General features: G+C 47.9%; 22 protein-coding genes. 12 read left to right on the top strand and 10 right to left on the bottom strand.

What is annotated here, in order from left to right; all coding sequences use genetic code 11:
* Positions 1 to 13 precede the first annotated feature (13 nt).
* From NST38_RS01965 to NST38_RS01955, 3 genes are all read left to right on the top strand, one after another.
* A complete protein-coding gene (locus tag NST38_RS01965) occupies positions 14 to 307 on the top strand; it encodes a hypothetical protein (protein ID WP_076253926.1) in 294 nt (97 codons plus the stop codon).
* A 153-nt stretch (positions 308 to 460) separates the two neighbouring features.
* Positions 461 to 616 (top strand): hypothetical protein, encoded by a 156-nt coding sequence (locus tag NST38_RS01960; RefSeq protein ID WP_017691064.1) that lies wholly within the window; start codon positions 461 to 463, stop codon positions 614 to 616.
* 124 nt (positions 617 to 740) lie between these two features.
* On the top strand, positions 741 to 1,298 hold the full coding sequence (locus NST38_RS01955; RefSeq protein WP_076253927.1) for a GNAT family N-acetyltransferase: 558 nt from the start codon (positions 741 to 743) through the stop codon (positions 1,296 to 1,298).
* A 160-nt stretch (positions 1,299 to 1,458) separates the two neighbouring features.
* On the opposite strand, the gene NST38_RS01950 is transcribed toward NST38_RS01955, so the two are convergent.
* Positions 1,459 to 2,235 carry a Crp/Fnr family transcriptional regulator gene (locus NST38_RS01950; RefSeq protein ID WP_235193905.1) on the bottom strand — a complete coding sequence of 259 codons (777 nt, stop codon included), beginning with the start codon at positions 2,233 to 2,235 and terminating at the stop codon, positions 1,459 to 1,461.
* 376 nt (positions 2,236 to 2,611) lie between these two features.
* Between NST38_RS01950 and NST38_RS01945 the strand changes: the two genes are divergently transcribed.
* From NST38_RS01945 to NST38_RS01920, 6 genes are all read left to right on the top strand, one after another.
* On the top strand, positions 2,612 to 3,043 hold the full coding sequence (locus NST38_RS01945; protein WP_051447438.1) for a GAF domain-containing protein: 432 nt from the start codon (positions 2,612 to 2,614) through the stop codon (positions 3,041 to 3,043).
* A gap of 109 nt (positions 3,044 to 3,152) precedes the next feature.
* A complete protein-coding gene (locus NST38_RS01940; RefSeq protein ID WP_017691068.1) occupies positions 3,153 to 3,803 on the top strand; it encodes a response regulator in 651 nt (216 codons plus the stop codon).
* On the top strand, positions 3,796 to 4,911 hold the full coding sequence (locus NST38_RS01935; RefSeq protein WP_076253928.1) for a PAS domain-containing sensor histidine kinase: 1,116 nt from the start codon (positions 3,796 to 3,798) through the stop codon (positions 4,909 to 4,911). The genes NST38_RS01940 and NST38_RS01935 overlap by 8 nt, the downstream gene beginning before the upstream one ends.
* A 271-nt stretch (positions 4,912 to 5,182) precedes the next feature.
* Positions 5,183 to 5,677 carry an Lrp/AsnC family transcriptional regulator gene (locus tag NST38_RS01930; protein WP_036616550.1) on the top strand — a complete coding sequence of 165 codons (495 nt, stop codon included), beginning with the start codon at positions 5,183 to 5,185 and terminating at the stop codon, positions 5,675 to 5,677.
* A 12-nt stretch (positions 5,678 to 5,689) separates the two neighbouring features.
* Positions 5,690 to 6,277 (top strand): chromate transporter, encoded by a 588-nt coding sequence (locus NST38_RS01925; protein ID WP_017691071.1) that lies wholly within the window; start codon positions 5,690 to 5,692, stop codon positions 6,275 to 6,277.
* A 2-nt stretch (positions 6,278 to 6,279) separates the two neighbouring features.
* A complete protein-coding gene (locus NST38_RS01920; RefSeq protein WP_017691072.1) occupies positions 6,280 to 6,825 on the top strand; it encodes a chromate transporter in 546 nt (181 codons plus the stop codon).
* A gap of 267 nt (positions 6,826 to 7,092) precedes the next feature.
* On the opposite strand, the gene NST38_RS01915 is transcribed toward NST38_RS01920, so the two are convergent.
* A complete protein-coding gene (locus NST38_RS01915) occupies positions 7,093 to 9,465 on the bottom strand; it encodes an Ig-like domain-containing protein (protein WP_076253929.1) in 2,373 nt (790 codons plus the stop codon).
* 211 nt (positions 9,466 to 9,676) lie between these two features.
* On the opposite strand from NST38_RS01915, the gene NST38_RS01910 reads away from it, so the two are divergent.
* A complete protein-coding gene (locus NST38_RS01910) occupies positions 9,677 to 10,282 on the top strand; it encodes a methyltransferase domain-containing protein (protein ID WP_036616541.1) in 606 nt (201 codons plus the stop codon).
* Between the two features lie 383 nt (positions 10,283 to 10,665).
* Here the strand turns inward: NST38_RS01910 and NST38_RS01905 are convergent, their stop codons facing one another.
* The 6 genes from NST38_RS01905 to NST38_RS01880 all read right to left on the bottom strand — a co-directional run bounded on the left by NST38_RS01905 (position 10,666) and on the right by NST38_RS01880 (position 18,060).
* The gene (locus NST38_RS01905) at positions 10,666 to 11,802 is read right to left on the bottom strand and encodes a glycoside hydrolase family 88 protein (protein ID WP_076216561.1); all 1,137 of its coding nucleotides are present in this window, start codon (positions 11,800 to 11,802) and stop codon (positions 10,666 to 10,668) included.
* Positions 11,803 to 12,002: 200 nt separating this feature from the next.
* Entirely contained in the window at positions 12,003 to 13,955 is a 1,953-nt protein-coding gene (locus tag NST38_RS01900; protein WP_076253930.1) for a glycosyl hydrolase, read from the bottom strand.
* Positions 13,948 to 15,939 carry a heparinase II/III domain-containing protein gene (locus NST38_RS01895; RefSeq protein ID WP_076253931.1) on the bottom strand — a complete coding sequence of 664 codons (1,992 nt, stop codon included), beginning with the start codon at positions 15,937 to 15,939 and terminating at the stop codon, positions 13,948 to 13,950. Before NST38_RS01895 ends, NST38_RS01900 begins: the two co-directional genes overlap by 8 nt.
* A gap of 304 nt (positions 15,940 to 16,243) precedes the next feature.
* Positions 16,244 to 16,900, bottom strand: coding sequence for an SGNH/GDSL hydrolase family protein (locus NST38_RS01890; protein ID WP_047840427.1), 657 nt, complete (start codon positions 16,898 to 16,900; stop codon positions 16,244 to 16,246).
* A gap of 135 nt (positions 16,901 to 17,035) precedes the next feature.
* Positions 17,036 to 17,365 carry an AzlD domain-containing protein gene (locus tag NST38_RS01885; RefSeq protein ID WP_076253932.1) on the bottom strand — a complete coding sequence of 110 codons (330 nt, stop codon included), beginning with the start codon at positions 17,363 to 17,365 and terminating at the stop codon, positions 17,036 to 17,038.
* Positions 17,356 to 18,060, bottom strand: a complete 705-nt coding sequence (locus tag NST38_RS01880) for an AzlC family ABC transporter permease (RefSeq protein WP_036616527.1) — start codon at positions 18,058 to 18,060, stop codon at positions 17,356 to 17,358. Before NST38_RS01880 ends, NST38_RS01885 begins: the two co-directional genes overlap by 10 nt.
* 445 nt (positions 18,061 to 18,505) lie before the next feature.
* On the opposite strand from NST38_RS01880, the gene NST38_RS01875 reads away from it, so the two are divergent.
* Positions 18,506 to 20,506, top strand: coding sequence for a methyl-accepting chemotaxis protein (locus NST38_RS01875; protein ID WP_076253933.1), 2,001 nt, complete (start codon positions 18,506 to 18,508; stop codon positions 20,504 to 20,506).
* Positions 20,507 to 20,615: 109 nt separating this feature from the next.
* Here the strand turns inward: NST38_RS01875 and NST38_RS01870 are convergent, their stop codons facing one another.
* Both NST38_RS01870 and NST38_RS01865 read right to left on the bottom strand, forming a co-directional pair.
* Complete coding sequence (locus NST38_RS01870; protein ID WP_076253934.1) at positions 20,616 to 21,812, bottom strand: DUF2087 domain-containing protein; 1,197 nt, start codon at positions 21,810 to 21,812, stop codon at positions 20,616 to 20,618.
* A gap of 218 nt (positions 21,813 to 22,030) precedes the next feature.
* The gene (locus NST38_RS01865) at positions 22,031 to 24,004 is read right to left on the bottom strand and encodes a methyl-accepting chemotaxis protein (protein ID WP_179087953.1); all 1,974 of its coding nucleotides are present in this window, start codon (positions 24,002 to 24,004) and stop codon (positions 22,031 to 22,033) included.
* 266 nt (positions 24,005 to 24,270) lie between these two features.
* On the opposite strand from NST38_RS01865, the gene NST38_RS01860 reads away from it, so the two are divergent.
* Positions 24,271 to 25,671 carry a serine hydrolase gene (locus NST38_RS01860; protein ID WP_076253936.1) on the top strand — a complete coding sequence of 467 codons (1,401 nt, stop codon included), beginning with the start codon at positions 24,271 to 24,273 and terminating at the stop codon, positions 25,669 to 25,671.
* Positions 25,672 to 25,828: the final 157 nt, after the last annotated feature.

Genomic DNA, 25,828 nt, shown 5'->3' with positions numbered 1-25,828 from the left:
AAGGAGTAAAACGATGATGAAGTTGGTATTTTTGTTGCTCTTGTTGATTGTCCCGCTGATTATGGCTTATGTTGCTCTTCGTTCCCGGATGGTTAGACGATTGTTTCATATTCTTGCGCTACTCTGTTTCTATAGTGCGGCAACCGTCATTGCTGGTGATGTGTATGCGACGAATGCTCATATGACCACATTCACCACCGAGATTCATCATTTCCTGTTGAATGGCTGGTTCCTGTATCCGTCTGCATATCTCGGAGTATACATTCCCTATGTGCTGTGGATGAGCCTATTTTCAGAAAAAAGTTAAATTCGATGCGGACTTGGGATTGCATTTTACCAACGTTCATTGCATAATGAATATATAAACATGATAATGATTATCATTCTTGAACTTGTCTCTTTGTAACTTTCTACTGCATATGATTTTACGATTTTATAGATAAAGGGGAACGAACATCGAATGAATACAACTCTGCAAAAGGCTGATCTGCAGCTTGACGATTATTTGGATCTTCTGAACCTGGCAACCAACCTGGGTGATACGAGATGGCAAAAGGAAATTATCCGTAAGCTGGCTTATACTTATCCCGCAGTTCAATGTAAACAACCACAATAGCATGCCACATACATCATAGATCTACATTATGGCTCATGACCGATTCATTCGTTGAATCTGTTATGGGCTATTTTTGTTGTACAATGTACAGTAAAGTTATTCAAAAGTGAAGGAGTGAACAACGTTGCAACTGGAGACCGAACGACTCATCATTAGGGATATTCTTGAGACCGATTGGGAGAGGATTCATGCCTATACTTCCATGCCGGAAGTTACACAGCATACAGCGTGGGGGCCGAATACCGAAGAAGATACACGAGCATACGTGCAGTTTGTATTGGACACACAGCAGGCACATCCAAGAGAGGGCTTTGAACTTGCAATATGTTTGAAAAGTGATGGAACTCTCCTTGGCGGAGTCGGTATTCACGTGATGGAGAAAACCAATGCAGAGATCGGTTATGTCCTTAACCCCGCTTACCAAGGGAAAGGTTATGCCGCCGAAGCAGCCAGTGCTCTACTAGGCTTCGGTTTCAACGAACTGGGCAATCACCGGATTTACGCCAAATGTCGTCCGCATAACACTGCTTCGGAGAATGTCATGAAGAAGATCGGCATGCAGCGTGAAGGTCTGCTGCGGGAGCACTGGTTCTACAAAGGTTCCTTTCATGACTCTGTGATCTATTCGATTCTTGCAAAGGAATATGCAGGTGAACAATTACAAAGAAACACAAAAAGCTGACTCCCATATATGGGACGCCAGCTTTTCTTTTACTCCGTAACGACCCCAATCGCCAATGGAGGTGAAGCCTTGAAGCCTCATTTGGAATCCAAATCAAATTTGTTCCTCAGGGATGCAACCGTTGTTCTTCCCTCAACTCGGAACACCGGAACAAGTTATTTTACAGTCGGCAGAGCTCTACCGGGCAGCTTGGGAATGTCGGACATCCGCACATACAGCGCAGGGCTGCCAGGTCACGAATCATCAGTTTGCCGTCCATCATATCCAGCGTACCTTGTTCCTTCCATGCCCCCAGCATCCGCGTTACGCTCTCCCGGGTCGCTCCAATCATCTCGGCAAGATCGGTATGGTTCAGCTTCATGTCCAGCACAATACCATCCGGTGTAACCCTGCCATACGAATTGCTGGCACGGATCAGTGTCGAAGCGAGCGCACCCGCCTTGCCATAGAGCAGCAAATCACGGAATCTCGACTGGGTGATCCGCTGCGACAGTGCCATCCATTGCAAGAATTTCAAGGCAAGGTCGCCATGTTTGCTGAGTATACTTTCCAGATCGCTAAGCGAGATAATGGCCAGTTCCCCTTTTTCCGCCATCTCTGCACTGTAGCTATGATTCAATCCGCCGATGCCGCCGAATTCACCGATGAGATCGCCGCTTTGCTGAATGGATAAAATAATTTCCTTGCCATCCTCCGTCGACTTGGTCATTTTCACTCGTCCCGAACGAATGTAGTACAGATATCCGGCTTCATCGCCTTCGAGAAAGAGACTATACCCCGACTTCACCCGTTTGGGCTGCATTTTTGCTTCAATCAGGCCCCATTGCTCAGATGTAACGAACGAAAGGATTCCGCCTGTTTCTCGTGTCATTTTGCCCGCCTCCGTTTGTTTCTGCTCTGCTCTTTGGGTTGTTCTTTCTACAAATACTGTACCCATAACCTTCGTCCCCCTCGGTGATTCCTTATGTATCCATCATACCGCGAAAGTAGCGCGAGGGTTATCGGGGGATTACCTGATCATTAACGAGAAACTCCCTGAATTTGCTGTGAGAAAAGTCACATTTCACCGATATGCCTCATCCTTCGCATTTCTTCAATCCCTTGGTGCACCTGACTCAGGAGCCCTCCACTGCCCAAGTTCAGTAGATTATAGAACGGAAATAGGGGTTTTCCCTGAATTACAACGTACGAGAAAGGGTCTACAATAGAATTAACATTGTAATACCCTTACTTTAAGATGATCCTGTTCAAAGGTTAATGATAATAATTACACGTCACGTACGTTATAATTTTGAAAAAGGAAGTGTCCTCTCATGCATGATGAACTGCCATCTGGCATTCAGGAGATGATCGACGGCCTGCGCCTGAACACATCCAGCGACTTCTGTGGACTTGCCTGTCTGAACGGGACGATGCTACGCTGGAAGTATACCTCTGGGGCTAGTAATGAACGGGTGAAACGCATGGAAATGCGCGCCGGACAAGATCTGGTGGGCACAGCCCTTCGGACTGGACGCACAGCCCGATCTGATGCACAATCCACCGGGGAGCATACACCCGGTCGTTGCCCGTTAATGCTTGCTGAGCGGCTGGTATGTGCCATAGCGGTACCTGTGTTCCAGGAAGGAAGTGTGCCTGGCGCCGTGCTGCTCGTTGGCAGCAGATTGCCTTGCACCTTCTCACCGGACATGATCCGGCAGACGGAGCAAATCGCTCTACATCTTCAGCCGAAGGTGTTTGGATAAAAGTTTGAACTAGAGCGTGAGAGAAGCTATTCGGAGATTAAAGCTCTGAATGGCTTCTTTTTTTGTTATGATATAGATAGAACTAAGGAAGCGGACAGGGGGAAATCATGTGATTCAACTATTAGTTGTAGACGACCATGTTGTCGTGCGTTCCGGGCTGATCGCCTTACTTGAAGGAAAGAATGATATACATATCGTTGGAGATGCCGCAGATGGCGATGAAGCCATTGCCAAGGCTCAAGAGTTGAAACCAGATGTGGTCTTGATGGATTTCAGCATGCCGCCAGGCAAAGACGGTCTGACCGCTACGGCTGAATTGAAGAAATTGATGCCAGATGTCTCCATTTTGATACTAACCATGCATGACGATGAAGAATATCTGTTCCGCGCCATCCACGCGGGAGCATCCGGATATATACTCAAAAGTGCGCCGCATGAAGAATTGCTTGCTGCGATTCGTTCCGTAGCAGAGGGTAGCGCCTATCTGTACCCCAGTGCAACCAAGCGGCTGATGAGTGAATACCTGGACAAAGCCAAACAGGAAAACGCCGGACCGTATGACACGTTATCCGAGCGGGAGAAAGAGATTTTGTCCTGGATTGCCAAGGGTTACGCCAACAAGGAAATCGCCGAACATCTGATCATCAGTGTCAAAACGGTTGAATCCCACAAAAGCAATCTGATGGAGAAACTTGGCCTGCGTACACGACCGGAACTGGTGAAATTCGCCATGAAAAAGGGGTTGCTGAACTTTGAGTAGTGCACGCAAGAACAGATTAAGTGGACTCGCAGACCAGCCCGTACGCCTCCTGCTGAACGAAATCGATGATCACATTACCGATAATGAATTTCGCAGCAGGTTGAAGGGTTCCCTGCATCAACTGAGTGATCTGAAATTTGCCTTGGATGAATCCTCCATTGTAGCCCTGACAGACCGCAAGGGGAAAATCCAGTATGTGAATGATAAATTCTGTGAAATCTCGCAGTATGAGCGCGAGGAACTGATCGGTAAGGATCATCGAATCATTAATTCCGGATACCATGGCAAAAGCTTTATGAAAAACCTGTGGGAAACGATATCCTCAGGTAAGGTATGGAACGGGGAAATTCTCAATCGTGCCAGAGATGGCAGTCATTATTGGGTCAACACCACCATCGTGCCTTTCCTTGATAACGACGGGGAGCCATATCAATACCTAGCTGTACGCAGCGAGGTCACCAAGCTGAAATCCGTCGAAGCCGAATTGCAAAAGATGATGTCCCAAGTGATGAATATTCAGGAAGAGGAACGACGCCGGATCTCGCGTGAACTGCATGACGGGATTGGACAGAGTCTCTTCTCTCTGGTGATTCAGATGGATCGCCTGCTAGCAGACCAGCCTCACCCCGGGGTTGAAGCACTTCGTAAACAGGTCACGGGTATCATGGAAGATGTACGCGGTATGGCATGGGAGCTGAGACCATCCGTTCTGGATGACCTGGGTGTTGTTCCGGCGATTCGTACGTATATCGAGAATTACACCCGTCACTACGGGATCGAAGTTGATCTGGAATGTAATTTGCGCAAACGACTGGAGATGAACCGGGAGATAGCTATCTATCGGATTATTCAGGAAGCCTTAACCAATGTCGCGAAGTATGCCGATGTTGCCGAGGCACGTGTTACTATAGAAGACGTTGAGAACATGACGATGGTTATTATTGAAGACCAAGGTGCTGGATTCAGCGAAGCAACCGCAGGCAATGGCGTTGGATTGTTCAGTATGGAAGAGCGTGCCCGTGGTGCAGGAGGAACGTTAAGAGTGTCTTCCGAGCCTGGCGAAGGGACCACCGTTACCCTTTTACTGCCCAAGACAGCACAGGGATAACCGTACATGCTTCGTATCACACTTTGTGCTTTACTCCAGCTTATCTATTATTTAACGGCTGCTCGCTATTGGACTGTGCGAGTGGTCTTTTTAATTTCCGATTGGTCGAAATGACAAAATGAAGGCTCAAAATCGGTTAAATTCAATAATCATGATAAATAGATTGACTCCAGTTACGATTCGTCATTAAACTATGAATGCCACATACACATTGTATGTTTAGTAAAATTTCATTGTTCATTTCATATAGCGAGAGAAAAGGATGGTCAACATGTCAGAGAAACGCTCCTCCAAAGGAGGAGAAATTCCACAAATGTACAATCTGGACGAGATGGATCGCAAAATCATCGCCGCGCTTCACCACAACAGCCGAATATCCTATACGGACCTGGGTACACAGATCGGGTTGTCACGTGTGGCTGTTCAGGCCCGCATTAATGCGTTATCCGAAAAAGGAATCATCGAACGCTTCACCGTTGTGATCAACCCTGGCAAAGTTGGGCTTCAGGTCTCAGCCTTTTTCAATGTCGATGTCGAACCGCCCTTCCTGGATGAAGTCGCTGAGAAACTGGATGAAGAGCCAGCCGTCACCAGCCTTTATCATATGACAGGCCCGAGTACCCTGCACATGCATGGTATTTTTGCAGATATGGAAGAGATGGAGCAGTTCTTGCTGGAGAAGCTCTATAAGATGCCGGGTATCGTCAAAGTGGAATCACAGCTATTGTTGAAACGTTATAAAAGCCGGATGGGCATGAGACTCTAGGAGGAAATCAGCATGGGTTGGAAAGATTACAACGGTCTCGTCATCGGAATGGTACGAACCGGAATTCTCGGATATGGCGGCGGCCCTTCGGTGATCCCGTTAATCCGTTACGAAGCCGTTACGCGTTACAAATGGGTCAGTGATGAGGAGTTCGGCGAGATTTTGGCTATCGCCAACGCCTTGCCGGGTCCCATCGCGACCAAAATGGCCGCATATCTCGGTTATAAAACCAAAGGTGTGCTGGGCGCGATCGTGTCTGTACTCGCTCATATTTTGCCGACAAGTATTGCCATTATTGCTCTGCTCGGTTCCATGTACGCGCTACGCGAGTCGAAAGTGGTAGCAGGCATGGTAGCCGCCGTAAGGCCAGTCATTTTTGTCATGCTGGGCATGATGGCTTATGAATTTGCCATGAAAGCCTGGAAGGGACTTGGTAAAGTTTTTGCCGCCCTATTCGGCGTAATTGCCTTTGTACTATTGCAGCTGCTGGATATCCATCCGGGGATTGTGATCGCAGTTTTCCTTGGATATGGTGTCTTCCATCTGGATTTGGTTCAGCGCTTCAAGTCCAAAGGCGAGTCCGATAAGGGGGTGTCCTAAGGATGCTCCAGACCTGGTGGGAATTATTTTGGGGATTTTTCGTAGCAAACATCTTGGGATATGGGGGCGGTCCAGCTTCCATCCCGCTTATGCAGGAAGAGATTGTGAACCACTACCAATGGATGACCACCGAGCAATTCGGTGATGTACTGGCGATTGGTAACGCCCTTCCCGGCCCGATTGCAACCAAAATTGCTGCATTTGTCGGGTACCACGTAGCAGGCTGGTTTGGGGCATTTATCGCAAGTTTTGCCACAATCGTGCCTTCCGCAACCGCACTAATTATATTACTTCGTCTGTTGAACAAACATCGCACGTCACCAAAAGTCAAAGGTATGACTCTACTCGTACAGCCTGTTATCGCTGTACTCATGATTCTGCTCACATGGGAATTCGGGCAGCTGTCCACTGATTCCATCGGCATCTGGCAGACGTTGATCATTGCAGGCATCTCGCTCTGGGTCATGACCAAAACCAAGCTGCATCCGGCCATTCTGATCGTGATCGCTTTTGCCTATGGTGCGCTGGTACTGTCTCACACGATGTAGTAGTAGAACATACAGGGAACGTCACAGAATCACTTGGTTATACATCTGTAATAGGATGGTGTATGCGAGGGTTCTGGACGTTGGCGAATGGCTAGATTATTTTCATTTTCTAAGGAACTGAGGACGTCTTATTCGTTCTTATAGGACGTTTCAGATTCGTTAGAGCTTGAAGACATGCCTAGTTTATAAACAAAAAACGGTGATGCCAGCTATTAGCTGGCATCACCGTTTTATTTGCGCGTTTCACACTCACATTTGGAAAAGCAATTACTTCGCTTCAACCACTACCGTTACTTTGGTTTTCACACCTGCAAATGTTACTGTAATCGTTGCTTTACCTTTGCCGTTCGCCTGAATGATTCCATCTTTCACCGATGCTGTTGCAATACGGGAAGATTTCCAGAGAGCCGGTTTGGATACATTCGCTTCACTGCCATCGGCATACGTTGCAGTTGCAGCCACGGTTACCTTTTCACCAGGTTTCATAGTCAACGTTACTTTATCCGTCTGCAAATATTTCAGTGTATCCACATCTAGAGCAATCGTTACAGACTTGCTACCGTATTTTGCAGTAATTTTGGCTTTACCTGAACCTGTAGCTTTGACTTTACCTTTGGTCACTTGAGCTACTTTGTAGCTGTTCGTTTTCCATTCAGCTTTGTCCGTAACATCACGCTCGCTACCGTCGCTCAAGAAGGCAGTAACCGTCAGATCAGCTGTATCGCCTGATTTCAGGGAAAGAACCGGCTCGGAAGCTTCAATACGTGTGATGACATCCACTTCAACTTGGATCGTCACTTTTTTGGAGCCGTATTCTGCTGTGATATTGGCTTTACCACTGCTGTTACCCGTAATCACGCCTTTTTTCACATCCGCTACACGTGCATTGCTGGATTTCCAGGTTGCTTCGGATGTAACATCCAACGTGTTGCCGTCCTCATCCGTACCTGTTAGAAGGATCGTCTGAGTTTCTTTGGCAGACAGAACAACGAAGTTCACATCTGCTTCCAGTCCACTAGCCATACCTACTTCAACAGGCAGAGTCAGTGTTTTGCCTTCAATCTTCGCGGTAATGGTTACTTTACCTGTAGCAACACCTGTGATAACCCCTTTGCTATCTACCTCAGCGATTTTGTCGCTGCTGCTGCTCCAAGTTGCATCTTCAGATACATCTTTGGATGTTTCACCATACAACGCCAGTACTTTGGCAGAAGTCGTTCCACCAACGGCTACTGATGCTTTCTTCTTGTCCATCTCATACTTGTCTGCTACGTCTACATTGACTGTGAATTTAACCGTTTTACCGCCATAAGCTACAGTAATCGTAGCCGTACCGGATTTGTATGCAATCAGATCGCCGTTTGATACATATACAACATCTGCATTGCTTGAAGTCCATGTTGCTTTGGAAGTTACATTTTCTGTGCTTGCATCAATATACTCTGCATTGGCTACCAATTTTTTGGACTTGTTCTCACCTGTAACACTCATGGCGAGCTTGTCAGTCACATCTTTGATATCCAAATATCTTGCCGTATCTACATCCACAGCAACTTCTACGGTTTTGCCACTGTAGGTTGCTTTAATCGTTGTTGAACCTGCACTAATCGCTGTGACCTGTCCCTTGAATACCGTTGCAACCTTCTCGTTGCTGGATGTCCATGTTGCCTGATCGGTTACATTCACATCGCTGCTGTTTGGATAAGAAGCCGTTACAACGACATTAGCCGTTTTGGTTGTATCACTCAAACGGAAGAAAATACTTTGTTTCACCACACTCAGTTTGCTCGTCAGATCCACATCCACGTCAACGGATACTGATTTCGTACCGTATTTGGCTGTGATCTTGGCAGAACCTGCCGAGTATCCTGTAATTTCGCCTTTGAGAACATCTGCGACCTTCTCATTGCTGGATGTCCACTCCGCCAGATCGGTTACATCTTTGGTTGTACCATCTGGATACGTAGCCGTCACTTTCACACTTTCACTTTTGTTCAACAGCAAGTTAACTTGCTGTTTATCTACATCTACACGTTTAACCACTTCAACGTTAACATCCACCGTCACGCTTTGGCTGCCAACTTTGGCTGTGATCACAGCTGTACCCGCGCTTTGTCCAGTTACTTTACCATTCACCACGGTAGCAACCTTCTCATCACTGGTAGACCATTCTGCCGTACTTGCTGCTTCATTATTTGTTTCATTGTCACTATACGTTGCTGTCAAAATAATTTCTTTTGTATCTCCCGTGCGTAAATCCAGACTTTGCACGTTTTTCGAAAGAGCTTTGACCTTCTTCGTTACTTTCACTTGAACAGTCTGACTCTGACCCTGGTAAGCTGCCGTAATCGTCGCTTTACCTTCTTTTTTGGCCGTGATTGCACCATTATATACAGTTGCTATCGAAGTATCTTCGCTACTCCAGGTTGTACTAATCGTTACATTAGCCGAAGTATTATCTGAATATACCCCTGTCACCGTAACAGACCCAGAATCACCAACTTCGAGCGACATCTCATTCTTGGAAACCACAATTTTGGACAGTTCTTTATCTGCCGCAGCGGCCAAGCCTACGTTGGAAATACTCAGCATCAACACCAGCATCATCACCATGTACTTGGTCAATCTTGGCTTTAACATCATTTCCCCCCGATTATCATCATTTTTTTCCTTATGTTTTATGTCGGCAAGTTCTTTCCAGATGTTTAGACTTTCAGGAAATTTTCAGGGAATTCTATGGAAATTAATTTATCTTCTATTCCTGTTTCAACCGATCATACCTGCGAATATTGCGCATACCTATGTATATTGGCAGTCTTGAACTTCTTTTAACAGGATTGGAGGAAACATAATGCATCAGCCTTTTGATTACATCGGGTATTGGGAGGAAACATATCGTTCGGGTGAAACTTCTGGGAGGGGTTCATACGGGGTTTTGGCTGAATTCAAGGCCGAGGTCGTGAACGGACTGATTCAACGTGAAGGGATTCATCGTGTCATTGAGTTTGGATGTGGGGATGGCAACCAGTTGCAATACATGAATTATGAGGACTACCTGGGCGTGGATGTAGCGGCTTCTTCCGTAAAGCGTTGTGCTTCCCAATTTGCCAAGGATTCGTCCAAGAGTTTCATGCTGTATACACCAGGCCTATGGATTAACCGTGGTTTCCTGCAAGCCGATCTGACGGTCTGTCTCGATGTGTTATATCACATCACGGATGAAACGGATTTTCGTAATACCCTCTATGATATTCTGCACTCCTCAACAGCATGGGTGGTGCTTTACACCCGTTTGAAAGAAAACGGCAACCCGGGGATTGATACAATCCAGGACCGTAATCTGTTTGAGTATCTCTTCGACTACCCTGATTTCAAAGTTCATGAGATTATTCCGCAGCGCTATCCAGATCAATCTTCTGCCGACTTTGTCATCCTGAGACGTACACCTTCGAAGTGAAAATCGATTTTTTCAGTAAAGCATAGCTAATTCTGCACCCCAACTGGACCCGTAAGAATGAGATATTCATAGGCCAGATACTTCTTTTGTCTTCCTTCGATTATGTACACCATCTGCCTGTCCGCTCACCTTGATTTGTCTATTCAAAGAAGCTTAGGTATACTCCGTTTCCAGTAGAGGGAATATCGTTCCTAATCCTGGAGACAGCCTTATGCGGACAGGTGATGATGGTTTGCTAATGATGCTACTGACAACTAAATACTGAATATATAACTGGTTAACTGGTTGAATCTAATGAAATAATTCGAAGGCTCACAACACTAATACCTTACTAATCCGTTCTCCCCTTCAGTTCTTCCAGCCCGTAGTTCTCAATTCTTCTTTTAAAATAACCCCGCATGTCCACGCAGCTTCGCCAGCGCTTCCATATAGAAATAATCGCCGTATATAATCGGCACATTCAGCCCTCGCCCTTCCGGGTAATGCACCGTTCCCTGCATGATTAGACCTTCTTCCGCTGCCGAGTCGCCGGAGCTATAGTGCTCATGCAATCCGCGGACGATACGCTCTCCCGCGGCGGCATAGGTCTCCCCGCGTGGCGACAGCTTCGCCAGCTCAAGCAACCCGCTCGCGGCAATCGCCGCAGCGGACGAGTCCCACGCCACCTGATGCTCCGCAGGTGCGCGGAAATCCCACACCGGCACGATCTCTTCGCCAAGCATGGCGAGGAAGAAATCGGCCGCACGCTCCGCTGTCTCCAGATATCGGGCTTCGCCCGTATACCGGAAAGACAGCGCAAACCCGTGCAACGCCCAGGCGGTACCCCGCGCCCAGGCGGAACCTGGAGCATGGCCCTGTCCGCCATGCTCTCGCAGCTTCTGCCCCGTGTGTGGATCGAACTCCACCACGTGGCAGATGGACCCGTCCGCGCGGATGAATTCGCGTGCCACGGTGTCCGCATGTGCTTCCGCCAGCCAGCGGAAGCGAGGGTCGCCGCTCTGCTCGGATGCCCAGTAGAGCAGCGGCAGGTTCATCATGCTGTCAATGATGGCTACGCCGCGCGTATCCATTGCTGACGAGCTGAAGTTCCAGGCGCGGATGAACTCACCGCGCACGTGGAACCGGGCAGCGAGCAGGTTGGCGGCAAGCATGCCACGCCGCCGTCCATCCATGCTGCCCGTCTGGCGGTAGTTGGCTACGCCACTAAGCAGCCAGATGAACCCCAGATCGTGATCCACCGATTCGGGATCACGCAGACAACCCTCCAGTTGCCGCTCACAGCTTTCGGCAATGCGATGTAGCGAAGCCGCCGCTTCACTTTCAGGAGCATCCCCATAGACCAGCCATAACAATCCAGGCCAGAAACCTGCTGTCCACCATTCCGGATCATTCCGATCATACGTCCCTTGCGGGGCAATGTGCGGAAATGTATCCTTAATCCGCTTTGCATTCCGAATCGTCTTGGCAGCGCCCTGTTGCCACGCTTCCTCGAGCCATTTTACCGACGTTGATGTGTTCATGAACATATCCCTCCTCGATTCAATACCAGACATCTAAGCTTGATGCTCCAGCTCATCCTCAACTTATCTATAGCGTCGTATGCCGTAACTGCAATAGCTATCCGTTAAATATCACTAATCATCCACGAATAACACTTTTAACTATGCTTCGAGCTGTTTTGAGATGTTTGGAGATCTAATGATCCTCAACCTGAACACCTTCAGTTAACCTCGCCCAATCGGATCGCAAATGACAACCTACGTGCTCCGTTCACTTCAATCCGGGCTTCCTTCAGTAAACCATTACGGGAGGCCACGGCCTGTTCCTCCAGATGAATTATGGCTCCCTGATCCAGCGCAGTGGATTCTACATACGCCCCTCGATACTCCGTTCGTACGCTATGATCCGTATGGGTAATCACCGCCTGTTCATGACCATCATGGAACATCAACGGAATGAGTGCCCCTGCTGCAGCGATCTCTCCTTCGAATTCATACGTTATAGTCAGCACATCCGCCTGTTGTACATAATGGGTAAGCAATGTTTTAATTCCGGGTAATGGACCGACCCATGTCACGGCAAAAGCATTCTCCAAGGCGTTCACGCCATCTTCTGCCGCTCTTTCCTCCAGATGCTGCTCCACTTGGTTCCGTGTATCATGGTCCACCTTCTCATACACAATGGAACCACCTCCCTGAGCAGGGTCTAATCCAACATCCCGATCATATGCACCACCGGATGGAATCCCCTCTGCAAGACTGTGCCATACCCCATCTGGTGTCTTCCAGGTAGGACAGTAACTGAGCGGACGAACCGCCCCTTCGGCAAATTCCGTAAACCCGGCCTGCACATGGCTGGCAGCGGACGGACCAATCAGACCAGGTAACCCCATCTGTTGAATCCGTACCAAACCAGGAATCGTATACGGATCATTCATCGCCGTGTGTAATACCAGTTGCTGACCAGGTATGGAAGCAATCACAGTTTCAAACCACCCATCGGTCTGCAAAACCCTGCTGCCTAACTCGGAAGGAAGGTATACTTCGCTCACATCGTCTCCCGGATCACTGAGACAAGCGTGAGCAAGCGCTGCTGCCGTCCACAGGTTGTAACAGGTGTGGTTGGTATAGATTTCATACCCGTGCCGATCTTCTGGCGCGTATTCATTGCGCACGATTTTCAAGCGTCCATCATCCATCTTCCAGCGCTCCACAGCAGCAAAACACCGATTGGCCGCACGTGCAAAAGCACCCGCCATCACCGGATCTCCCGCCTCCAGAGCCTGCGTTCCATGTGTAGAACATACATAAGCTGCGGCAGCTTCATTCCACTGATGCTGGGAGCTGCGACCACGGGGTGGAATCTCACCTAGCGGCGAGAGCGACAGTAACGAGCTGAAGGCACCATGGCGCAGCTGCTCACGTAACGTATCGGCAGTGGTTCCCTCGTAACCTGCTTCGAGCATCACCCCAAGGTGATAACGGGTGGCAATATCATAGGAAAATGGACAATTCGGGCGGTCCAGCGGTCCATCCTGATACAACCCAAGGGCTGTAAACCGGGGTAGATGATAGGCTTCCAGATATCGATCCATCCACGCAGTACCCTCATTCGCCAGCTGTTCATGCCACCGCAGATATTCGCCAGAGATCATAATGGCGTTCCAGTTAATCATGCGATTGGGATTGTTCATCTTGCTCATCGTAAATACATAATCTTGTTCAGGACTGATCGTCTTGAGTGCCTCAGCCCAGATCTGTGCTTGTTCAGGCAGGTGTGGTTTCAACAACATATAAGCTCTCATCATGAGCACCGGAAAAAAATCAGGGTGATTGTCTGGTGCGCTACCATTGACTACGGCATCAATGCTCTGTGACAGGGCTATTGCTGCCGATTGGAGCAAATCTGTACGCCCTGCATCAATCAGAACTGCCGCAGCCATCGCATAGGCCGGTGTAGAATAATATCTCTCCACACCCGAGAACGGGTCGATAATTGCACCCTGGCTGTCCTGATATGGTGTGTAAGCGCGAACAACACTTTCAACAAGTGCCAACTTGCGCTCCCTATTCCAGCCGTCTGCCGGAGGGCGGCCCGCTTGTTCTGCCAATGTACGGTAATGTTCGAGTTCATCTTTCCATGGATATGTGGACGCAGATGTATATTTACTCACGCATGCTCACCTCGGTTTCTTCCATTTTCGGTTCAATGATGAAGCGTACCTCACATACCGTTTCAAGCGAATTAGGGCGTTCTGTCCGAACATCTGTCTCATCAATTGCACCTGTCCATGATAGTGACGTCCGATAGAATGTGACTGGAACATTTCCATGATCAACTGTGTTCATAACCTCCGTAAAAACCTGCCACTGGTTCGCATCATACGTCATATGGACCGTTCCATGTATGCCTTGCCAGCGAAGGTTACCGCTCTTCACCACCTCAGGTTGTACTCTGCTCATCCAGCGCTCCACTACGCTCGAACATCCTGCATCTGAATCATCCACCGAAGAGAATCGTTCTGCCGAAGACACCACCCTGCTCTTCCATTGAAAACGGTCAATCAGACGCAATTCTGCTCGATCTCTACTACCGTCAGGAGAAATTTTCCAATGAAATTGGCGCGTATACCGAGCCAGTGAAGCAGCCCCAGGGTATGCGGATGTCAGATCTAAAGTAGTATCCAGCTCACCGCCACCCTCTGCCAGCTTTGCCTCTAACACATGGGCTTGCGCTTGCCGACCGGAGCATTGCTCCTGGCCTTCAATGAGCGGAACGTTATGACCGGATGACGAGATGTGGAACAGCTGCTCTCTGCCTGGCGCAAAATACGCTTGGGTATACAACCCTGCTCCTGGATCACACAGAATATTCTCACCACCGCAATGGAAAATGAACTGCCCCAGATCATTATGGTTGTGAGGTTCATCGTTATGCCCGCCTTTAATGGAAATAGCCACATGAAGGGGTGCGCCGTTCGCATGTTTTGTATCCGGAGAATCGAACGGTCCTTTTGCAATCATCCAGCCCAGATTTTGAAAAATAAATCCCCGTTCAGCCTGCGCAGAGGCACCTTCATCACCATACACTGCCGGATCGCTCCACATCACGTTCCGCAACAGATGAGCCCAGCGATGACAGGGATCATCGGTAAGCAGTGGAATATGAAATGGAAGATCTATCTGCAACCCCACCCGGGATGCGAGCAGAGAAAGCAATCCGGAAGGGATCTCTTCCTGCTCGGCACTGTCCGAATAATTCACATATGTGCCGCCCGACAGATGAACTCGCAGCGGGAAGGCTGCGATAGTTGTTATTTTGGAACCCGTCAGCAGATCTAGTTCGCTCTCACTGTACTCACGAAGCATCTCGGCATAATAGGTGAAATAACCAAAGCCATATACCCAATATCCAATGCCTTCGGCACAGCCGCCATCCTCGCCATATCCGCTCAAGAATGCGTTCAAACAGCTGACCGTATGGGAGATCGATTCCTGTAGTGTGGACTCATCCTCGAGCAGCAACAATGCGGCCATGCCACAGCACCCACCACAGACCGCCGACCAGTTGTGATCCGCTGTCTGCCAATGGAACTTCCGTTGCTCCTGGTAAAGCGGGATGAAGATTCGCCGCTCTGCTTCAGACCTGATCCGCTCTATGACAAGGCGATCCAGCCGCTCGGCGTGAATGGTCACAATCTCGGCCAGCATATGTACTGTCTCTGCGGCGAACAGATCGATGTTCCCATCCACCTGATTGACCTCTCCCGTACCCAGATGCGCGGGTAAACACCACGTATACTCACCACACACGTCCCACAACATTTCTTCCAGCGCTTGAAGGGCATCCGTCCTAGCCGTGTCCAAGGCGAGCATCGCCACAGCAGCAAGTCTGCCCCTTCGATCGAAATAAGCCTCTTCATAGGCTTTCCGCTCACCCGTATCGCTGAACTGTCGATATAGACGGAACGACAAGGAAGGCATGGGTTCATTCAAGGCACGTTCACCGTAAGCCTTCAAGTCTGTGTATAACGTAGCCAATTCAGGCCGGGATAACTTCTCCAAGAGTCTGTCGGCACTTAAGGAACTCAATGCTCTGCTCTCAGTACCACGTTGGTTTATATTTTCATTTTCGACTTCGTGAATGGAATCTTCCACTGGATTCACCACTCTTCGTTAATGGATTGTCATGCCCATATTATAATGTAATCGATTTCATTTTACCGGATATGATAGCATTTTTGAAGAATTATCCATTAGAACCCTTTCCACGACGGTACTCCCTTCTCCTTCCTAACCAAAAAAAACGAAGAACCTTCGTCAGGTCCTCCGTTGAATTCGGCCTGTCACCACAGGCTTTTTATGGTTATCTCATATTCTTAACTATCTTATATCCTCATCCTCAATTAATCCTGAATACCTATAATGCTGCTGCCCATATCGTAGCTGTCCGCTGTTGTTATTACACAATCGCAAGCGAAGAATTCTGTACAACAGACAACCATTGGCGTGCAATCAGCTCATGACCTGCTGCGGTTGGGTGTACGCCATCCCATAACCAGTACGCTGCATCCGCCTGTTTCAGAGCGTCATTAAACGTCTGCTGCAATGGCACCCACACAGCTCCAAATTCTTCAGCAAGACCTTGGGCCAGTTTCTGATATTGACCGACATACTCTTCCCAGGCTTCCCATTTCTCCGCAGTCGCTCCGGTTCTCAGAATAAACGGCTCCATCAAAATCAGCCCCGTATCTGGCATCACTTCCCGAGTTTCTTCGAGCAAATGGCGATACGCCCGTCCGAAACGATCCGTTACCCCGCTAGGTTCACCATTCATCGTGCGCCAGGCATCATTAACCCCAATCAGGATGCTGATCAGGTCCGGTTTTAGACTAATGGTATCCTCATTCCAGCGTGCGTACAGGTCCGATGCCCGATCCCCGCTGATGCCTCTGTTATAGAAGGTCTTTTGCTTGCCCGCCAGTTCCATACCCAGTTTGCTGGAGATCAGATACGCATACCCGTGTCCGAGAAAATGATTTGGATCATCATTGCGTGATCTTCCCCCATCTGTAATCGAGTCTCCCTGAAACAATATAACGGATGGACTTGTACTCATGATTGAAATCGTTCCTTCCTCTTGTGCAAAATGGAAACACTGAACACCTCAGTCTCCATTTTATCCCTTTCGGCTACAATAGAAAATAGCGTTTTCATAACTGAGTTTCGCCACATCTTATGACTCTCCTAGCAATTATCCGATCCAATATCGCAAAATCATCATAGCCACAATACCGACCATTACAGTTCCCAGCAGACTGCGTGTCCAGATGGCTACTGCAATCGTAGGCAGGGATGCCCACAGAGCTGCATTTTGCGTAATCGGCACTAACTGGTTGCCCGACATGAATAGTTCCTGACCAATCAGCGCTGCCATGACCGCTACGGGTACATACTCCAGCCAGCGTAACAACCACATCGGAATTTGTATCTTGCTGAACAGCATCAGTGGCAGTACACGCGGGATAAATGTTAACAGTGCCGAACCCATAATAATCCAGAATACATCCCATCTTACTTCCATCGTTCCATGAACACTCCCATCGTTGCCGCAATGACCGCAGCCACAATGACACTCATGCTGCCAAGTGAAGCCATGCTGGCGAAGATTACACAGACCACGGCGATAATAGCCACATTAATGTGTATTTTTTTGTTTTTGCGATGCACCAACTGGAGTACAACCAGTCCAATAAACATCGCTGGCAGGGCATAATCCAGACCCAGTCGTTCCGGGTTAGTGATCCAGCGTCCAAAGTACGCTCCCGCCATATTAGCCACGAACCAGTTCAGATATGCGGTAATATTCAGACCGTGCATCCAGCGTTCACTGAGCCTTTCTCTGCCAATTGCACGTGTCATCGCAACGCCGAAAGACTCATCGGTAAGCAGTGAACCAATCCACATATTTTTAAGCGGGGTCAGATGCCGAAAATACGGTGATACAGCCGCACTGAGCAGCAAATGGCGAAGATTCACAAAAAATATGGTGAACATAATGGCTACTGCTGACCCATTCGATGCGAGCATGCCTGCTGCAATGAACTGAGCCGATCCTGCATATAAAATCAGGCTGAGCAGTGCCGTTTCCGCCAGACTCAGACCTGCGGTCATTTCAATGACACCCGCCGCAAAGCCAATACTCAAATAACCAAGCAGGGTTGGAATACAATCTTTGACCCCCTGCATGAATGTAGCTTGATCCTGGACCTCTTCCATGTCCTCCTGTCCAGATATCTGTAGTGTACTTTGGTCCAACTGCCGTACAACCCCTCTCCAATTTCTGTCCCCATAAACCGATATATATGGATGTAGATCCATCCAAGTCCATTCTTCATGAAAACAACTTCTTTGTGTATTCAACATGCCCAGTTACATGCCTTATGGATTTCACATTTTGCAAAATTCACTTCACATAATTCAGAAATATAACACATGATGTGCACTAAGGGAGAGACAGATTAATTTTTATAGAACAGATGTAATCCTAAATACCTACAAAACCAAAAAATATTTTCGCGAAACTCATAAATTATGTTGAATAAACGCGAAATTTGTCATACGATAGCACCAGAAACTTCTGGAAAGGATGGAATGAAATATCTTTTACCAGATGGGCTTGTCCACTAGACATGGGGATGGGTTACACAGAGGGGGAATGTGTATGAAAAAAATTCGTAAACAAGGGGTCAAAAGAACAATGCAGATGAGAGAGAAACTGATTTTGTCATTTGCCATTGTATTGCTCATTCCAACCATTAGTCTGGGCATTATCTCGTTCCAAACAGCTGATGCCAAGGTTGAAGAGAAAATGTATGAGAACGCGATCAGCAGTGTTACTGTGCTCAACCAGACCATTGACCAGATCATTGGTGCAACACGCAAAAATGTTGATTTCCTGGCAAGTCAGCTGGATGCAGGCAATGTCGGACCCAATCAGGGTGACGAAACAGATACCATCCGTACCTTGCTCGACGCTTATAAGGAAACGCATGATGACGTGGAACTTGCCTCCATCGGTACCGATCAGGGCGTATATATTAACTCCCCTGTAACTGCGGTGAACAAAGAAGGATATGACCCGCGCGAACGCCCGTGGTATCAGGCTGCTACGCAGAACAAAGATGTCCCTACCGTAATTACCCCCTACTTATCAAGCAATACCGGCAATGTTGTTGCTTCAGTAGCTCAGACTTCAGCGGATGGCCATGGTGTCGTCTCTGTCAGCCTGTCGCTTGAAGCCCTCTCGAAGACGGTTAACTCCACGAAGATTGGCGAGAAGGGTTATATCTATATCATTGATAATGCCAATAAAATCATTGTACATCCTACCGAAAAACCGGGGACCGAAGGAACCATGGCACCCTATAAAGATATTTTCGCACAGAAAAACGGAAGTCTGACCTATACACTAAATGGAAACCAGGAACACGCCTTTTTCTCCACCAATGAAACGACGGGCTGGACCGTGGTTGGTGTCATTGACAGTGGGGAAGTGACGGCATCTGTGCGTCCAATCCTATACACCACACTTATTGTTGTAGCGATTGCAATTGCGGTAAGCTCCGTCATTATTTTCTGGATTGTGCAATCAATCACCAAACCACTGAACCGCTTGGTGAAGGCATCTGACGAAATTAGTAATGGTAATCTGACCATCGAGGTTGCTGTATTAGGACAGGATGAATTCGGCAAGCTGAGCACCAGCTTCAATAAGATGAGCGAATCCCTGCGAACCGTTATTCAGGACGTGCGACACACGGCTGACGAGTTAACCGCCTCATCCACACAATTGGCAGTCAACTCATCGGAGACAACCAAAGCAACAGAGCAAGTCGCCCTGATTACGGAAGAATCCGCAGCTGGACTTGAGAAACAAACAAACAGCCTGAAACATACGGCACTACAGATGAATGAGCTTGCTGGAGGTGTAGGACAGGTAACGAACAGCACACAGCAAGTATCCGAAGCTGCCATGCAAGCAAGTGAGCTCGCGGATAAAGGGAATGCAACCATGCAGACGGCCGTATCTGAGATGAGTTCCGTCAGTCGCTTTGTGCAAGGTATGGCAGATACTGCTGGACGACTTGGACAGCATTCCACATCCATTGGTGAGATGGTATCTGTCATTACAGATATCGCTGCACAGACCAATTTGCTTGCTCTCAATGCTTCTATTGAAGCAGCACGTGCAGGTGAGCATGGACGTGGCTTCTCCGTTGTTGCCAGCGAAGTCCGCAAGCTCGCGGAACAATCCAGCCTTTCAGGCCAGAAGATTGTAGAGATGGTCGGAGCGATTCAACAGGAGATTTCAATGGCCAATCACAGTGTACAGATCGGGCAACAGGATGTAAGCAACGGCATTCGTGCCGTTCAGTTTGCAGATGAAGCTTTTGCCCAGATTAGTGAGGCTGTTGGGGTCGTCAATCATCAGCTTGAGAACATTGCAGCCGCCTCACAACAGATGTCTGCAAGTACAGCCGAAGTGGTGCAATCCATTGATCAGATCCACGCCATATCGGAAACCAATGCCGATGGAACGGAGAACATCTCTGCTGCTACGGAGGAGCAGGTGGCTTCCATGCAGGAGATATCATCCTCTGCTGATTCCCTTGCCCATCTGGCTCACAAGCTACAGAAGCTGGTGGAACAATTCAAGCTGTAATCTTATATAACAAGTAGTCTGTACACACCAAAAGCCCCTTTGCCATCATATTGGCAAAGGGGCTTTTCAGTTATAAAGGGTGCGGCATTTCAGAAAGGAAATGCCTCTCCTATTCAGCAGATTGCTTTTTATCTCCGTGGTACCCTTGATCTCCGTAGGGCTCTAACTGTTCAAACCAGCGATTCAGACATTTGGCGAGTGCATCTTTGGAATCGTAATACGGGTTATCGTCTTGTTTCAATGTCTCCAGCACCTCGATCACAAACGCATTCTCTCCATATTCATTCCATTCAGCCTGCAATCTTCGATTCAGATGGCTACCCATCTGTAACATAAACCGTTGTCCGTTAATGGTTTTCAGGTTAAGTGTGCTGTCGATATAAACTTTGCCGTTACGTTCATTCCGAATCTGGTAGACGCCCGCTTCCGTTTTGACTTCTTTGGCCTGTTCCTGCAATTCTTTGCGACGATCCATCTTCCCCTGCTCCCCCTTTGCTTTGCGCTCCTGTTTTCCAACTTCGGCGATCTGTTGATCTGCGTGGCTTCCCAGCCAATACTGACTCCCGTCTGGCTCACGTTCCAGCAAACCATAGTCGACGAGATACCTCCGTATTTCCACGTAATCATCATTAACTTCCTTCAGCAGCTCGTTGACCTGTTTCTCGGAATATTTGCGCTCTGTCTCGAATCGTTTGGCAATTTCGGTGAGCACAATATATTTATGCTTTTGCTGCATATGAAACGTCGTCAGCGGACCGCCGGTACCCTCTGGAAAATACTTATTCAGCACCTTCTCCCGATCCTGTTCTGTAATATCAAATGAGTTCGGATGGATCGTATGTTCATGCCTTGTCACTGGCGACACCCATTCGGCTGGAGCCTGTGTATCCTTACTTTTGAGAAGTTCCATTAATGCCAGGAATATTTTGGCCTGCCGTTCCTTCTCCTTTAATACAAACCGATGATTCCGGATCGTGGAAGCACTCCCGATGCCAAGGGTCTTCTGTACTTCAGCATCCTTCTTGCCTTCATAGAATTGTGACAACAAGCCCCGCTGGACATCAGACAATCCGGTTACGCTTTTATCCAGCTCCAGCAAATATTCAAATACCGATCCATGAACCTTCTCAATATGCACTCGCATATAACGGGCTGCCTCATAGAGGACTCCTTCTTCAGGATAGATAATCCCCGCTTCCGTCCTGTATCCGCAGCAGACACATATATAGGCGGGACCCTCCTCCATATAACCTCGCTTGATCTCTTCCAATGAAGCTGTTTGCAACCAGGATTCCGATGATTTCATGTAAAAGCTCCTTTTTATCATTGTTATGGTCATTCCAACCGTATATTAATCAAATATTTTATAATTATGTTTGTTTATTTATAGATATAATATAGTTTTGTTTATTATATGTCAATATAACGGAAAAGAATGCTGTGTTTAAAGACATAACGGATGCCCCTTGTTCAACAGAAAAAAGACCGCAGGGTCGCAACCCTGCAGTCTCATTTCAATCCCTGTTACAACTTAAACCGTTCAATCATGCTTTGCAGATCTTCAGCCATACGTGACAATGCTGCCGAAGAAGCTGCAACCTCTTCCATTGTAGCCAACTGTTCTTGAGCCGCCGCTGATCCATCTTCCGTTCCAGAGGCAATTCTGTCCGACAGAACCATGGTATCACTTACTGCCTTGTTGATATGACTCATGCCCCCATCAATTTGACGGGAAGCCGTGGATACTTCTCCAGCTTGTGCAGCCACCAACTGTACCGCAGTACGAATGTTATTGAATGCTTCGCCTGCTTCTGTAACCATCTGCGAACTCTTCACCATACCTTCTCCCGTACGGGCAAAAGTGGATTGCACCGCATTGGTTTTCTCCTGCATCTCATGCATAAGCTCATTAATCCGCTCGGCTGAAGCGCCTGAACTGTGAGCCAGTGTCTTCACTTCGTTGGCTACAACCGCGAATCCGCGCCCTTGCTCGCCAGCTCTTGAAGCTTCAATGGATGCATTCAATGCAAGAATGTTCGTCTGCTTGGCAATGGCCGTAATCTCGGCCACAATCACAAGAATCTCTTCATTTTTCGCGCGCAGATCCTCAATGACCACAGACATGGCTTTGCTCTCATCATTCACCTGCTGAATATGGGTAACCGCTTCTTCTACTGTAACCATACCTGCTTCCGACTTAGTGGATGCATCCAGAGCGATACGAGCGGTATCTTCAGCACTTGATGAGATCTCTTTGACTCCAATGGACATTTCGCCCACGAGTTGACCTGTAGCAGCAAGACTATTGTTCTGCAAAGTCGTTCCCGCAGCTGCATCCTGCATCAGTTCAGCCACCTGTTCTGTGGCTTTGGATGTCTGCTCGGAACTCGCCATCAGTTCTTCAGAAGATGCCGCCAGCTGGCTGGATGTATCATGCACCTCTCCAAGCACACTACGTAGTGAACTCGTCATCGTGTCGAAGCTTTCCCCGAGCTGTCCGAACTCATCCCGGCGCTGTAAACCTACCCGAACGGTGAGGTCCCCAGCGCTTACTTTGGATGCTGCCTGCGTTAATTGCAGCAATGGCCGGTGAATGCTGCGGATAATGAATATAAGCAGAATCAACCCGATAACCAATGCAGATGCCACAATTGTAATTGCACGGATCAAAATAGGCATTACCGCTTCACTTGCTTCGGAAGGAACCATCTCACCAACAATTTTCCAACCTGTCACCGGATTGGTAAAATACACAGCTTCCACTTCGTGACCATCATATGTATACTTCACCGTTCCACTTTCCTTCGTATACATCTCATTAATGTAGCTTTCATCCGACTGTGTACCGGATTCAATATTGTAGTGGAACAGGAATTTACCCCCGTTATCCAGCATGTACAGTTTTCCTTCTTTACCAATACGTATCTGATCAACGGATTCTTTCAGATGATTGAGACTGACATTGGCCCCGAATACCCCTTTGCCGTCAGCCAGCTTGACCGCTGCGGTCACAACCCATTCGCCCGTCGAAGCCGACTGGAACGTATCCGAGATTACCGGTTCATCCTGGGACATGCCCATCTTATACCATGAACGTTCTCGAGGATCATAATTCTGTTCCTCGGATTCAGGGGACTTCATCCAGCTACCATCTTCGGAACCTGCGGTAAGTACACCCAGTTCCTTATGATTCTGAGACATCCGATCCATCTGCCTTTGCAGTGCAGGGGATTTAGTAATAATATCGTTTGAAGTAATACCCGCAGCCATCTGAGCTGCGTTATCCTTCTCCATATCCAGCATTTGATTTATCTGCAGACTAAGCATTTCTGTTTTGGCCTGTGCGGAACGAATAATCTCCATTTTAACCTGGTCAGCAGCTTTTTGATAAGACAACCATCCCACGGTAATGCTCGGTACTATCAGGAACAGGAGCAATGCAGCAATCAGGCGTTTTTTTACGGTTAAAGTAAACCAATTTCGAATCCTTTTCTTCATATAACTATCCCCCATCATAATCTTCACCCATCCTTTTATCGGACAATTCCTGTAAAAATATTATGTATAGATACTAAATTAGAATAAATTTAATCTTTTCGGTCAGTTTAGATGGATTCACCTAATCCTTCTATTCGTTTTGACCCCCTTAGCGAGATCGTTTACAATGCTCATAAGCTGGCTATTCATGAAACGATTGGAAGGAGAGGATTCAAATCTTACGCAAGTCACATGAAAGACAACGTATTTCCACGGTATATTCATCCATGTTCCGCATTCTGTTAGCGCTCATCCTGTGTGCAGGCCCGATTCTGGGACAAGCTGGTATTACGGTATCCGCAGCGCAGGCGACGCAAGCAGTTCACATTGAAGTGAATGGTGAGCAACAATCCTGGAAGAACGCACCACTTATCATCAAAGGTTCAACGTTTGTTCCACTGCGGGATGTGGTCACATCGGTTAAAGGCACGTTGAAATGGGATAATCGCACGAAGACGGCTACCATTACCGTTGGCAGAGACAAGCTGATCCATCAGGCTGGCAGCAATTCCATTAAAGTAAACAAGGTCGATCTAGCTACAGGTGTGAATTCACGTACCGTTAACGGTACGTTGATGGTACCTGTCCGGGCCATGGCTAATGCAATCAAAGCAGACATCAAGGTCCAACGTACAGCCACGGGGCAGATGAGTGTAAGTATGGTCACTGATCAAGTCAGCCTGCTGAACAGCGAGGTTGCCAGCGTGGATACGTATCTGCGCGAGATCAACTATCCAGGTATGGCTCTGATCGCCCGCGATGGTGAAGTACTTCTAAAGCAAGGCTACGGACTTGCCGATGAACAGACGCTGAACCGCCCGGATCAGAAGACTCGAATCGCATCGCTGAGCAAATCCTTCACGGCCGCGTCCATTCTGAGTCTGGTTGAGGATGGTAAGATTAATGTGCAAGATCCAATCTCCAAGTATATCTCCGGTATACCAAAGGGAGATCAGATCACGCTGCATATGCTGTTATCCCAGACTTCAGGTCTGCCATCTGCATTTGGTCGGGGTGAAGGAACTTCTATGGAAGAGACTGTAGAGGAGATTCGCCACAAAACGCTGAAGTTTGAACCAGGAAGTGCCTATCTGTACAGCAACAGCGGGTATGTTTTACTTGCATACGTCGTTGAACAGGTATCTGGCATGAGTTATGCCGATTACGTGCAGCAGACGATACTGAAACCACTTGGTATGAAGAATTCGGGAGAGGCCTCCCGTAAAGTGCACACGATTAGTGGTTTTGTTCAAGAAGATAACGCATGGGTAACTGCACCTTACTATGTGTCTCAATCCGGATCAGGAACCATCTATTCCACGGTGGACGATATGCTGAAATGGGATCGTGCGCTGTATACGGACAAGATTCTAAGCCAGGATACGATTGAACAGATGTATGAGCCTTCTTCTGATAAAAACTATGGCTACGCCTGGATTCTTAAAGAGAATGGCGCAAACCGTACCGTCTTCCACAACGGTAGTGGTGGCGGGTTTGCCACAGCCTTTTCACGTAATCTGTCCGATGATATCACCATTATCCTGCTTGGCAACCACGCAGGTATGGACATGACTTCACTTTTGGATGAAGTTGAGGCACAGACAGCCAAAGCACTGCAATTGCAATAATCTATAATTAATAGCTTATAATGAGCAAAGAGACGGTCCTTTAAAGGATCGTCTCTTTGTGTTGTATATGTTCTCATTTTAACGACTCACACTTCCGTTTCGCTCAACCCACAATCCATCTCTTCTCCATCCTGCAAAAGGTAGTTTTACTCATATT

The sequence above is a fragment of the Paenibacillus sp. FSL H8-0104 genome, from assembly GCF_038050215.1.
GTDB classification, from domain to species: Bacteria; Bacillota; Bacilli; order Paenibacillales; family Paenibacillaceae; genus Paenibacillus; species Paenibacillus amylolyticus.
Note: the sequence above shows the minus strand (reverse complement) of the source record. Positions and strands in the feature narration are given on the sequence as shown.

Bases quoted from the DNA above. Each gene is read 5' to 3' on its own strand.
- NST38_RS01915 (WP_076253929.1), bottom strand. From the start codon at position 9,465: ATGTTAAAGCCAAGATTGACCAAGTACATGGTGATGATGCTGGTGTTG.
- NST38_RS01950 (WP_235193905.1), bottom strand. From the start codon at position 2,235: ATGGGTACAGTATTTGTAGAAAGAACAACCCAAAGAGCAGAGCAGAAA.
- NST38_RS01860 (WP_076253936.1), top strand. From the start codon at position 24,271: ATGTTCCGCATTCTGTTAGCGCTCATCCTGTGTGCAGGCCCGATTCTG.
- NST38_RS01870 (WP_076253934.1), bottom strand. From the start codon at position 21,812: ATGAAATCATCGGAATCCTGGTTGCAAACAGCTTCATTGGAAGAGATC.
- NST38_RS01925 (WP_017691071.1), top strand. From the start codon at position 5,690: ATGGGTTGGAAAGATTACAACGGTCTCGTCATCGGAATGGTACGAACC.
- NST38_RS01875 (WP_076253933.1), top strand. From the start codon at position 18,506: ATGAAAAAAATTCGTAAACAAGGGGTCAAAAGAACAATGCAGATGAGA.
- NST38_RS01960 (WP_017691064.1), top strand. From the start codon at position 461: ATGAATACAACTCTGCAAAAGGCTGATCTGCAGCTTGACGATTATTTG.
- NST38_RS01885 (WP_076253932.1), bottom strand. From the start codon at position 17,365: ATGGAAGTAAGATGGGATGTATTCTGGATTATTATGGGTTCGGCACTG.
- NST38_RS01920 (WP_017691072.1), top strand. From the start codon at position 6,280: ATGCTCCAGACCTGGTGGGAATTATTTTGGGGATTTTTCGTAGCAAAC.
- NST38_RS01910 (WP_036616541.1), top strand. From the start codon at position 9,677: ATGCATCAGCCTTTTGATTACATCGGGTATTGGGAGGAAACATATCGT.
- NST38_RS01880 (WP_036616527.1), bottom strand. From the start codon at position 18,060: ATGGAAGAGGTCCAGGATCAAGCTACATTCATGCAGGGGGTCAAAGAT.
- NST38_RS01945 (WP_051447438.1), top strand. From the start codon at position 2,612: ATGCATGATGAACTGCCATCTGGCATTCAGGAGATGATCGACGGCCTG.
- NST38_RS01905 (WP_076216561.1), bottom strand. From the start codon at position 11,802: ATGAACACATCAACGTCGGTAAAATGGCTCGAGGAAGCGTGGCAACAG.
- NST38_RS01965 (WP_076253926.1), top strand. From the start codon at position 14: ATGATGAAGTTGGTATTTTTGTTGCTCTTGTTGATTGTCCCGCTGATT.
- NST38_RS01930 (WP_036616550.1), top strand. From the start codon at position 5,183: ATGTCAGAGAAACGCTCCTCCAAAGGAGGAGAAATTCCACAAATGTAC.
- NST38_RS01890 (WP_047840427.1), bottom strand. From the start codon at position 16,900: ATGAGTACAAGTCCATCCGTTATATTGTTTCAGGGAGACTCGATTACA.
- NST38_RS01865 (WP_179087953.1), bottom strand. From the start codon at position 24,004: ATGAAGAAAAGGATTCGAAATTGGTTTACTTTAACCGTAAAAAAACGC.